This window comes from Inquilinus sp. KBS0705 (assembly GCA_005938025.2).
GTDB lineage: Bacteria > Bacteroidota > Bacteroidia > Sphingobacteriales > Sphingobacteriaceae > Mucilaginibacter.
Genome location: VCCI02000001.1, coordinates 560,574 through 572,130, shown reverse-complemented (window position 1 = coordinate 572,130; position 11,557 = coordinate 560,574). Strand labels below are relative to the sequence as shown.

The following is an 11,557-nucleotide window of genomic DNA, read 5'->3' as shown; positions in this document are numbered from 1 at the left end:
TTAGCATGTCTACACTATCAAGTTCTATAAAAGCTATACAAGATATTATGCGTAAAGACGCCGGCGTTGACGGCGATGCGCAACGTATATCGCAACTGGTATGGCTCTTGTTTCTAAAAATATTTGACGAAAAGGAAAGTGAATGGGAAATAACTAAAGATGGTTATAAATCACCGATACCCGACGATTTACGCTGGCGTACCTGGGCGGCGAAAGATGAAGGCATGACGGGTGACGATCTCCTGGACTTTGTAAATAACTCATTATTTCCACGCCTTAAAAATCTCACCATTAAGAATAAAGACGATGGGGGGATTATGGTGCGGAATGTCTTTGAGGATAGTTACAATTACATGAAAAGCGGCACATTGCTGCGCCAGGTCATCAATAAGATCAACTCCGGTATTCATTTCTCAACGCAGGTAGACCGGCATTCATTCAACGATATCTACGAGCAGATTTTAAAGGACCTGCAAAGTGCCGGAAACGCCGGCGAGTTTTATACCCCCAGGGCCGTAACACAGTTTGTGGTGGAAATGGTTAACCCTCAACTTGGTGAAAGGGTAATCGATCCCGCTTGTGGTACAGCCGGTTTTCTTGTCAATGCCGTAGAATATATCAAGGCAAATAGTAAGGTGAAAACCGTTGAAGATAACGTCCTCCTCCAAAAATCAATAACAGGAGTTGAGAAAAAGCCATTGCCCCATATGTTGGCAACAACGAATTTAATATTACATGGCATTGAAATCCCATCTATTCAACATGATAATTTATTAGGCAAGTCTTGGTCAGAATGGACTAATAAAAATCGTTATGACGTGGTAGTAACCAATCCTCCTTTTGGAGGTATGGAGGAAGACGGAGTAGAAAATAATTTTCCGGTCGGTTTTCGTACCCGGGAAACTGCTAATCTATTTATGGCACTTATTATTCATATGATGAAAGATGGCGGCAGAGCTGGAGTAGTATTGCCGGATGGGTTCTTATTCGGCGAAGGTGTGTCTACCAGGATAAAAGAAAATTTACTTGAAAAATGTAATCTGCATACGATAGTTCGTTTGCCGAATGGTGTTTTTGCACCCTATACGAGTATAAAAACGAACCTGCTGTTTTTTGATAAGGGAAAGCCAACAAAGGATATATGGTACTACGAACATCCATATCCTGAAGGAATTAAAAATTACAAAAAAACAAGACCTATTAGTATTGAAGAGTTTGATGTAGAAAAAACTTGGTGGCAAAAAAGGGAGACTACTTCTCGCTCTTGGACGATCAGTGCTGAAGAAATCAAACAAAGAAATTATAATTTGGATGTTAAAAATCCCAATACAAAGCCGCAAGAGCAGAGTTTTAATAGCAAGGACCTTATAGAAAGTTTGCTAATTTCAAATGAGTCATCGAAATTACTACTACAAAGAATAAAGAACAAGTTAAACGTATAGCTGTGGCTGATTTAACATCAATATATAGAAATAAAAGATTTAGGGACATAGCGATTCAAGCTTGCGTTAATGGTATTTTGGCAGCAACAGAACTATACCCCATTTTTTTTTCCCAAGGTAAGTTAACTGACTTTATCGATATTCAAGGGGGAACACAACCACCCAAAAGTCAATTTGTTTTTGGAGAAAAGGAGGGGTATGAAAGATTCCTTCAAATACGTGACTTCTCTTCTGAGTCTACTGTCACATATATTCCAAAAGACAAAAAAAATAAAACATGTAATTCAAACGATGTCCTTTTAGGCAGATACGGCGCTTCCGTAGGTAAAGTTCTAACAGGAAAAGCGGGGGCATATAATGTCGCGTGCGCCAAAGTGATAATACTCGATGAAGACATTCTTGATCAGAACTTTTTATTTTATTTTCTTCACGCATCAATTATACAAGATACTATTAAAAATATCTCAAGAAGCGCGCAAGGTGGTTTTAACAAAGGTGATTTGGATAGAATAAAAATATCTATTCCTCACAAAGAATGGCAATTGAAGCTTTGCAAAATATTAGAGTCAATTGATCACATTTTATTAAATGAATTGGAATACAATTTTGAAGAAACAGATTCGGATTTTATCAATTATTTGAATTCAATGTTTCAAAAGAGCTTAGAAATCAATAATGAAGTTCAGGAATTACTAATTCAATGTAAAAATCAACAAGATCAAATAAAAAGCTTGAAAGAGGCAATACTACAAGATGGCGTTGAAGGTAATTTACATACTCAAGTTTTAGTAAATGAAACAGGAGAACAATTGCTAGCTCGTATTAAAAAATCAAATATAGACCGTCCCTCAAAAGGTAAAAAATCTCAAAATGGTCCAATTTCCGATTTTGAAGAACCGTTCAAACTACCAAAAAGTTGGGCGTGGTGCAATTTAAGTGAAATTGCAGATGTTGTGAGCGGTATTACTTTAGGTAAAACTTATAGAGGGGAGCTAATTAAAACACCGTACTTAAGGGTAGCGAATGTACAACGAAGATATATTGATATATCTGATGTGAAGGAATTAGAGGTTACTGCTAAAGAGATTGATAAATATCGCTTGCATTATGGAGACCTTTTAATGATTGAAGGCGGCGATTGGGACAAGGTTGGTCGTTGTGCTATTTGGAACGAAAAATTATCGCCAATTATTCATCAAAATCATATTTATTGCATTAGGTCACGAGGGGGAATATTAAATGCATATTTGGAGATATATTTAAACAGTCCAATTACCAGGCGATATTTTGAAAGTTGTTCTAAACAAACCACAAATCTAGCGTCCATAAATAAAACGCAATTGCTCAATACACTTATTGCATTACCTTCTCTGGATGAACAGCAGTTAATTGTTAATAGTGTTAACGAAATAATTTCCCTTTGTGATGATTTAGAGTCCAATACAAATATGAGTGTTGATAACATAGAAATTTTGATACAATCTGTTATAAAACAATCATTTAAAGAAAATAACAAAATTGATAATGCTGCTATTGCCATTAAAACCTTTACCAGCGAGGAAAATATTTTGCTTCTTGCTTCTGAAATTATTTGGCAATTAAATCGAAAACCAACATTTGGACACATAAAACTTCAAAAACTCATTTTTCTTTGCGAACGAATTAGAAAAATGAATTTACCGGTCAACTTTTTACGACAAGCCATGGGGCCTTACGATCCTAAGTTGCAAAGGTACCTGGATGTAGAGCTTGAGAAAAAAGCTTGGTTCAAGTATGATGAGACACAAACACTGAAGTACCAGCCTTTGGTCAATGCAGGTAGCCATAAGCTAGCATTTAAAGCGCAATTTGGTGACCAGGTGGAATCCATCTATCATCTTATTCAGCTATTTGAAAACACCAATTCAGCCAGTATTGAAATTGTAGCAACGCTTTTTGCATGCTGGGAGGAAATGATATTGAAAAATCAATTGGTTAACGATACCGCCTTACTCAGCAAGTTTTACGACTGGTCAGAATTTAAACGCAATTATTCGGCTGAGCAGGTGAAAAGCGCGCTCCGCTGGATGGAAAGTAACGGAATTGTGCCGCAACAATTAGCAATACAAAATTAACCATTATGGCCATCCCTGATTATCAAACTTTAATGTTGCCGCTACTCCAGTTCCTGGCTGACGACAAACCGCATAAAACCAAGGATACAATTGAAGCGCTGGCGGTTTCGCTGCACTTAAGTGACAACGAACGTCAGGAGCTATTAAGTGGCGGTCAGCCAGTTTTTAGTAACAGAGTAGGCTGGGCACGGACTTACCTGAAGAAAGCAGGTCTAATATCCTCGCCATCGCGGGGCATATTAATTATAAGTGAACGGGGGAGACTAGCTCTGGCCGAAAAGCCGGTTAAAATTGACAACGGCTTTTTAAAACAATTCCCAGAATTCCTGGAGTTTCAGAATTATAAAAGTGAAGAGGTTAAATCTTTAGCGGTGGAGGGTTTCAGTGACATTGATGAAAATACGCCCGAGGAAAATATCGATATAGCTTATCAGAAGACCCGGCAGTCTTTAGCGCAGGAATTGATCGATACAGTACGCAGTTTGTCTCCCGCATTTTTTGAGCGGCTTGTTGTTGAACTGTTAGTAAAAATGGGCTATGGTGGTTCTATCAAGGATGCTGGACAGGCGGTGGGTAAAACTGGGGATGAAGGAATTGATGGTACTATCAAAGAAGATAAGCTTGGCCTTGATATAATTTATATACAGGCAAAACGATGGCAAAAGGCGAATGTAGTCGGTCGGCCTGAATTGCACAAGTTTGTTGGTGCATTGGCTGGACAGGGTGCAAAAAAAGGAATATTTATCACCACCTCTTCATTTACCAAGGAAGCGCTAGCCTACTCGCCCAAGAATGAAACCAAAATTGTATTAATCGACGGAGAGCAACTGGCTCAGTTGATGATCGATTATAATCTTGGAGTATCTACACAAAGAACCTATGAAATCAAACGAATAGACAGCGATTACTTTGACGAAGGATAACACATTAAATCATTTCAGAAAATTGCGCCTAGAATCGCAATGTTTTAATAAAGTATTTTATTAAATATTAAGCATAATTCCCTTTGCACCAAAGGTTTACAATTAAGCCATGTTTCGGTAAGACCGAAACAGCTGCCGGGATACCCAGACCCGATATTCTTCACTTCGTTCAGCACATTAAAACACGGAGATATCTCACGGTGCCGATTGAAAAATCGGGATTGCATTATATAGTTATTTTCAAAATGGTCAAACCTGACCAATAATCGGTAGTGACACCCCAACAAGGCACTATAAAATAAACTTCCTGTATTCAAATTTTGGTCTTCTAATAGGAGCTTATGACATATTTGTATAACAACTGGCACCGAGAATTAATTTCACGAAACCGCGAAGCAAGTTGCACCGCTGATAAATGTGTAATTTTTCTACCTTTCACGGGCATATAGGTGAAAAGCTAAACTATATAACTCAAAAACTCTTGACCGGTTCTAAATTAATCTTTACATTTATAGTAATACATTAAGTAGCATAATTAAGGTCAATTAGTGGCCATTGGTGAGCACCCGGTGAGCAGGGTTAAAAACCAGAATATTGATATTGATAGTGAACCGGTTACGTTATTTTTCACGTTCCCTCCGGGCCTCCCTTGTAGGCAAACCATTCTTGCGCATCATCGTAAAATGATTAAATCATTTATGTCTTCTGGTCGCTTTTCTATTGGTGACCTATTAGATACCTAATTTTCGAAGCCCCATTTTCAATTTGGGAATCAACTTGTTAGGATGAAGTACAAGTCCCTCCCGCTCCGGTATACCTTCAATTGGTCTTTATGCTTAATAAAGATTTACCAGGTCCTTGTATAAATCATGCTCTTATATCAAAAACTTATCAAACTCACCAGGCAATACCATTAATGGCACCTTACTTTTGACAGCAAGCTTTTGAGTAAAGCTGTTACTAAAAAGATTATTACGGCGATGCACCATAATCAACAGATCTATTTGCCCGTTCTCTGTTAGCCAATTCAGACCATTCTTTACACTATCACTTTGCAGGGCACGATAATAAATATGAGGATAATCTACTTTACAAGTAACATCACTTAAAAATGCATCTATTTGTTTCTGATCCTGTCCGGGTAGTTGCAGAACGTGGCTTATAAGAATTTCCGCGTTAAAATACCTGGCAAAGTTGGCAAGGGAATGCAGGACGTCAATATCGGTCTCACTTAGATCAGTAGCGAACGCTATTTTTTTAATCGGCGAATAAATATGATTTTTAGGTATCAATAAGAGCGGGAAATCAGCTTTTCTAATCAGGTCGCGACTGTTGCTTCCAAGAACAAATCGTGAAAACATATTAGCGCCTGACATCCCCATTACTACCAGATTGATATGATCATCGCTAACCAGGTTCCTGACATAATCCGTAACGTTCCCCATTCCTGTTGAATGGTGGATGTGGGGTTGAAAACTGCCTTTTTCTTCCATCGGCTCATTCTCTAAAACGCCTGCCAAATAATTGAGTTCGGCACCCGATCCATCTTTTAAATGTTCGAGATCTTCCAGAGGCCAAGCCACCTGAGATGCAAAAACAGACTCTGCAGGTACTTTTATTGCATTACAAAGTTTAATATTCGCCTTTACTTTCCGGGCGATGTTCACTGCATATTTGGCAGCGTTATTAGCTGCCGGCGAAAAATCTGACGGTACAAGTATCGTTTTCATCTTATTGATTGTTTTATTCTACAAATTTGAAGCAATAATTTGTCAGAAATAATGATCAGTGTCATATCTTCTTTTTTTATTACCGGTAAGCATTAGTTTTGGCTTATTTTCAGCGTTTCATCACCTTTTTTATACAAAAGGATATCGAGACTATTATCCAGACCGTATACGTCATTATAAACAATAAGCTGGCCGTCTACAACCTCGCAGGTTAGGTAGGTTACAGCAATAGGCGTTGGCTTTTTCAAAAAGAAATCCTTTTTAACTCCATTATCTATCGCTTTTTCCATTGCGGGTATATTTTTTTGAGCATCATCACTGGTCAGTAAAAGTCCCGCAAGCTTAACAGCGTTTTGCACCCTGATACATCCATTGCTAAGGGCCCGGTTTTTCTCAAAAAAGAAACCTTGTTCAGGCGTGTCATTTAAATGGATATCATAAATATTGGCAAACCTGAAAACTACCCGGCCAAGGGCATTATCACATCCGGCTGATTTTGTTGCGTAATAACGCTGTGGCGACTGTTTGATTTTCAGCAGGTAGGTTTTATTCGGGCTGATCAGCATCCCGTTTTTGTTATAAATAGCAAAATGATTATTGGCCAAGTAGGCGTTATCCTTAATTGCTTTGGGCAGCAACTCATTTACGAAGGTTTTTTGCGGCACTTTTAAATCTGGCGAGGTTGTAAAGTATTTTATGGCGCTGCTTAACGTTGGCGTAGAGTTACCGGGCTTACCTACTACTACCCTAAAAGTATCTATTGCACCTTTATGGTAGAAATTAAGTTTGTAAGATGGAACATTAATCTGAATATAATTGTCGGTATCCAGCGCAGCCCACCTTAACCGTTCCATATTAAGCGCCATCTTCCGTACATCGGCCTCGGGGAACTCATAACAATCGCCCAGTTGTGCTCCGGCCACCATATGCATGCGGCTCTGAAGGTTCTGGTACAACTTATTTTGTGGCTGTGCACTAATAACAGTAAGCATGAAATCTTTATTAAGCATCGCTTTATTGATGAGGTTTATGGCATCAAATGCTAACATGCCTTTATCAATCTTTGATGCCGGGTACCGTGGGTTGTATTTACCAAAGTGCAGGTTATTAGCGAAGGATAACATCGCATCTGTGAGCATAATTTCGAAGCGCGCCTGCTGGCTGACCGGCACCTGGGAAGGACGCTCTAAAATATCATGCAGTTTACTGTATAACAGTTCGTTTGGGTGATAATCAGCATGGTTTAGGCCGAATTGTAAAACGCAATCTATCATGAGCATTGCGGCCCATGTTTGCCCGGCATCTGTCTCTTTAACGATCCAGTTTTGGTCAAACTGCCGTTGCTGATAAAACCGCTTTACCGATAGTGGGAAATTTAAAGGCAGCCTTTCTTTGCCAAGTTGACGTGCTATCTCAGCAGAAAGATCCTTTTGGCAGGTTTTAGTTGTAAACTGCCTCTCAGCCGCTTTACCGGTAAATACAGCAAGCATTAAAGTTAAAAGGAACAGGCTTACCAACAATAAGGTATTGGCTTTATAACTAAACCCCTGGTAATCATCTATGTTAATCTGCTTTTTCATAACTGTATTATTTATAATATAAAGGTCTGATATGCAGGGCCGTTAAATAATGACTCCGGTCACCTAATAAGCTGACCTGACACACCGGGAAACAAAAAGGCGCACATAAATTTTATGGCGCCTTCACATTTGATTATAATTATATAGGGGTCTTCTATCCAACGGGATTTTTACTTTCTTTCATAATATGCTCGATCGCTGAAAACAAATCCTTTTTTATTTCTCTAAATTCGTGCGTTAGGTTGGTGATAAGGTATTCAAGTTGTACCTGCTTACCTTGTATGCTATCAATATTTTCGGGGATAAAGTCTTCAGCCATCAATTCCAGTTGCTGCAATTGTTCTGTCAGCATCTTGCAAGTGGCCTGCTCATCTTCTTTTAACAGGCTGATTTTATCTACTAAACCTTACAAAGCTTCTATCCCTGAGATCTCTCCAATGGGAATAAAATATTCTTTGATAAGTTTATCAAAAAAAACGGATTCGATCTTGAAAAATTCAAGGTCAGATGCCCAGTGTTCGGCCAGTACGTAATACTGCAGCGAACGTGCCAATAGTGCGTTTAAAGTTTCCATATATATTGGTTTTATTTATGCTCAAATAGCCAGCTAAATGGCTTGTATTTGCGTTTTGGCTTAAGTCCAAATTGTTTAATGCTTTTCTCCCTGATCAATTCTGTGGCTTCTGCTATATCATCGGTAACCAAGTAAAACTTCTCATCGTCTACTCCTATAGTTCCGTCACGTTTCATCACAGCTATATGGTCTATCAATTCCTTATGATATTCTTTTCCAAAAATGATGATCGGGAAGTCTTTTATTTTATGGGTTTGAATAAGTGTAAGCGCTTCAAAATATTCATCAAGCGTACCGTACCCACCGGGCATTACTACAAAGGCAAATGAGTATTTCACTAAAAGTACTTTTCTTAGAAAAAAGTGGCTCATGTATATCCATTTGTCCAGGTATGGGTTTGGCTTTTGCTCAACAGGCAGTTGGATATTGCAGCCTACAGAATAGCCCCCAGCGTCTTTTGCACCGCGGTTGGCTGCTTCCATCAGGCCGGGCCCACCACCTGTTATAATGGTAAAACCAAGTTTTGCAAAGGCTGTAGCAGCGTCGCGGGTAAGTTTGTAGTATGGGTGATCTTCTTTAAAGCGAGCTGAGCCAAAAAAAGTAATGCAGGGTCCTACAAAATGTAACCCGCGCAGCCCGCGTATAAGATCTACCATGGTTTGTATGGTAAACTTCAACTCCTTTAACCGGGAGTGCGGACCGTCCAAAAATTGTATTTCGGTAGTGATAGCCATTGTGCTTGTTTTAATGGTTGTAAAGGTTGGTAATGCAATTTTGCTAGCGGATGACCTACATCACATTTAAAAATGAGTTATGCCATGCTGTAGTTAAAAAAGTGATGCAGGTCACTTTTTGATATGAACGATATTACATTTTTAAAGCAACAGGGTCATGATATTTGCGGATGTTAGTTGTAAAGGGGTAACTTAGTTTTATGGAAAACGCAGCGCTACTTAAAGCCATCATTCAAAATGCTATTGATGGGATCATCACCATAGATGAAAGAGGATTGATAGAAACGATCAACCCGGCTGCATGCGCGTTATTCAACTATACGCCGGAGGAAGTTATAAGCAAAAACGTTTCGTTTTTAATGCCCCCACCGGATCGCAACCAGCACGACGAGTATATAAGGCGTTACCAACACACCGGCGTGCCTCACATTATTGGTATAGGGCGCGAAGTTACCGGTTTGCGTAAGGACAAAACTACGTTCCCATTTCGATTGGGAGTAAGCGAGGTCGCCTACTCCGGCCGAAAAATATACGCGGGCTTTATTCATGACCTGAGCAAACAAAAAGAAGCAGAGGAACAACTAAAAGATTATGCAGCACATTTAGAAGACCTGATCGAGGAGCGCACCCAATCGTTAAAAGAAACGGTGATGGCCTTGCAGAACGCCAAGGAGGAAGTAAGCCTTTCGCTGGAAAAAGAAAAAGAGCTGGGCCAATTAAAAAGCCGCTTCGTATCCATGGCATCGCACGAATTCCGCACGCCGTTAAGCGCCATACAACTTTCAGCCTCGCTTGTTGATAAATATGCCCAAGCTTTTAGCAGCGACAATATAACCAAACATGTAGCGAAGATAAAAAATGCCGTGGGTAACCTCACAACCATCCTAAATGATTTCCTTTCACTCGAGAAGCTGGAGGCTGGTAAGGTGGAGCCAACCTTTTCGGAATTTGACCTCGTTAAATTATCCGAAGAGATAACAGAGGAGATGCAGATGGTAGCTAAGCAAAACCAGCATATCATTTACCAGCATACCGGTAAGGAAAGCATGGTCAAGCTGGATCAAAACCTGCTGAAGAATTGCGTATTTAATTTAATAGCCAATGCCATCAAATACTCGGGCGAAAACACATTCATCGAATTTAACACCGAAATAGATGAGGACGGATGTACTGTGATTATTAAAGATAACGGTATCGGAATCCCTGAGAAAGATCAGAAACATCTTTTCGAACCCTTTTTCAGGGCGCATAATACGGGCAATATCCCGGGCACAGGGCTGGGGCTAAATATTGTTGCCCGCTATACCCATTTAATGAACGGCAACATTCAATTTAACAGCATTGTTAACCAGGGCACATCATTTACCATTTCATTCAAAAAGGCATGAGCAAGCAAGTTTTGATCATTGAAGATAATACCGACATTAGGGAAAATATTGTCGAGATATTGGAACTGGCTGATTTTACCGTATACCAGGCAAACAATGGTAAAACCGGTGTCGACCTGGCTAATAAGCATAAACCCGATATTATTCTCTGCGACATTATGATGCCTGACCTGGACGGTTATGGCGTATTGTATATGCTGAACAAAAACCCCGAAACAGCAACCATACCTTTTATATTTTTAACCGCCAAAGCTGAACGCGTTGATCTGCGGAAAGGCATGGAAATGGGCGCCGACGATTACCTGACCAAACCTTTTGACGATATTGAACTACTTAGTGCGATTGAAACCCGATTAAAAAAGAAAGAGATTCAGGAAAATTTCTATAGCAACCCGCTTGAAAGGTTGAACAACCTGCTATCAAAAAAGAATGGATTGGCCGAACTGAAAAGAATTGTAGCTGAGCGTAAGAGCAGGCAGTTTAAGAAGAACCAGGTTATTTATTACGATGGCGATAAAGGCAACGGGCTGTATATTATATTGAGCGGCAAAATCAAAACCATGAAACTTGCCGAGGATGGCCGGGAACTGATGACCGGCATTTATGCGACCGATGATTACCTGGGTGTAAACGCCATGTTAGCCAACGAACCATATGCCGACACCGCCACCGCGCTGGAAGACGCACAGCTTTGCCTGATACCAAAAGAGCAACTTGACGAACTGATCAATCAATATCCGGATGTGGCACGCGAGTTTATCAGCATACTGGCCAACGATGTTAGGGATAAAGAAGAGCAATTGCTCCATCTGGCCTATAATTCCGTACGTAAACGTATGGCCGAATCATTATTACGTCTTTACAAGCAAAACGGCGCGATTGAGGGATTTAAGATTAGCAGGGAAGACCTCGCAGCCATGACAGGAATGGCCACCGAAACCGTGAGCCGCACATTAACAGATTTTAAGGATGAAGGCCTGATAGAAAAAAAAGGCAGCCTCATCACCATAATCGATGAAAAACGGATCGCTAAGATGAAAAACTGACGAACGTCACTTTCGGAGCTGACCAC

Annotated in this window: 9 protein-coding genes; 5 read left to right on the top strand and 4 right to left on the bottom strand. The window is 39.9% G+C overall.

From position 1 onward, the window contains the following. Window positions 1-5: 5 nt before the first annotated feature. The 3 genes from FFF34_002575 to FFF34_002565 are packed head-to-tail and all read left to right on the top strand — an operon-like array spanning window position 6 to window position 4,479. Window positions 6-1,442 carry an SAM-dependent DNA methyltransferase gene (locus FFF34_002575; protein TSD66306.1) on the top strand — a complete coding sequence of 479 codons (1,437 nt, stop codon included), beginning with the start codon at window positions 6-8 and terminating at the stop codon, window positions 1,440-1,442. 2 nt (window positions 1,443-1,444) lie between these two features. Beyond that, entirely contained in the window at window positions 1,445-3,556 is a 2,112-nt protein-coding gene (locus FFF34_002570) for a hypothetical protein (protein ID TSD66305.1), read from the top strand. Between the two features lie 5 nt (window positions 3,557-3,561). Continuing rightward, on the top strand, window positions 3,562-4,479 hold the full coding sequence (locus FFF34_002565; protein TSD66304.1) for a restriction endonuclease: 918 nt from the start codon (window positions 3,562-3,564) through the stop codon (window positions 4,477-4,479). 875 nt (window positions 4,480-5,354) lie between these two features. Here the strand turns inward: FFF34_002565 and FFF34_002560 are convergent. From FFF34_002560 to FFF34_002545, 4 genes are all read right to left on the bottom strand, one after another. Beyond that, on the bottom strand, window positions 5,355-6,209 hold the full coding sequence (locus FFF34_002560) for a universal stress protein (GenBank protein TSD66303.1): 855 nt from the start codon (window positions 6,207-6,209) through the stop codon (window positions 5,355-5,357). Between the two features lie 92 nt (window positions 6,210-6,301). Then, entirely contained in the window at window positions 6,302-7,789 is a 1,488-nt protein-coding gene (locus tag FFF34_002555; GenBank protein TSD66302.1) for a L,D-transpeptidase family protein, read from the bottom strand. A 154-nt stretch (window positions 7,790-7,943) separates the two neighbouring features. Beyond that, the gene (locus FFF34_002550) at window positions 7,944-8,141 is read right to left on the bottom strand and encodes a hypothetical protein (GenBank protein ID TSD66301.1); all 198 of its coding nucleotides are present in this window, start codon (window positions 8,139-8,141) and stop codon (window positions 7,944-7,946) included. Between the two features lie 233 nt (window positions 8,142-8,374). Further along, window positions 8,375-9,097: a TIGR00730 family Rossman fold protein gene (locus FFF34_002545; protein TSD66300.1), complete on the bottom strand. Its 723-nt coding sequence runs from the start codon at window positions 9,095-9,097 to the stop codon at window positions 8,375-8,377. Window positions 9,098-9,297: 200 nt separating this feature from the next. Here FFF34_002545 and FFF34_002540 point away from each other — a divergent pair, with 200 nt between their 5' ends. Next, entirely contained in the window at window positions 9,298-10,485 is a 1,188-nt protein-coding gene (locus FFF34_002540) for a PAS domain S-box protein (GenBank protein TSD66299.1), read from the top strand. Further along, window positions 10,482-11,531, top strand: a complete 1,050-nt coding sequence (locus FFF34_002535; GenBank protein ID TSD66298.1) for a response regulator — start codon at window positions 10,482-10,484, stop codon at window positions 11,529-11,531. The genes FFF34_002540 and FFF34_002535 overlap by 4 nt, the downstream gene beginning before the upstream one ends. The last annotated feature ends 26 nt before the right edge of the window (window positions 11,532-11,557 follow it).

What these genes read in the sequence shown, in the direction of transcription:
- FFF34_002575 (TSD66306.1), top strand. Translation starts at nt 6, where the DNA reads ATGTCTACACTATCAAGTTCTATAAAAGCTATACAAGATATTATGCGT.
- FFF34_002565 (TSD66304.1), top strand. Translation starts at nt 3,562, where the DNA reads ATGGCCATCCCTGATTATCAAACTTTAATGTTGCCGCTACTCCAGTTC.
- FFF34_002560 (TSD66303.1), bottom strand. Translation starts at nt 6,209, where the DNA reads ATGAAAACGATACTTGTACCGTCAGATTTTTCGCCGGCAGCTAATAAC.
- FFF34_002555 (TSD66302.1), bottom strand. Translation starts at nt 7,789, where the DNA reads ATGAAAAAGCAGATTAACATAGATGATTACCAGGGGTTTAGTTATAAA.
- FFF34_002550 (TSD66301.1), bottom strand. Translation starts at nt 8,141, where the DNA reads ATGCTGACAGAACAATTGCAGCAACTGGAATTGATGGCTGAAGACTTT.
- FFF34_002545 (TSD66300.1), bottom strand. Translation starts at nt 9,097, where the DNA reads ATGGCTATCACTACCGAAATACAATTTTTGGACGGTCCGCACTCCCGG.
- FFF34_002540 (TSD66299.1), top strand. Translation starts at nt 9,298, where the DNA reads ATGGAAAACGCAGCGCTACTTAAAGCCATCATTCAAAATGCTATTGAT.
- FFF34_002535 (TSD66298.1), top strand. Translation starts at nt 10,482, where the DNA reads ATGAGCAAGCAAGTTTTGATCATTGAAGATAATACCGACATTAGGGAA.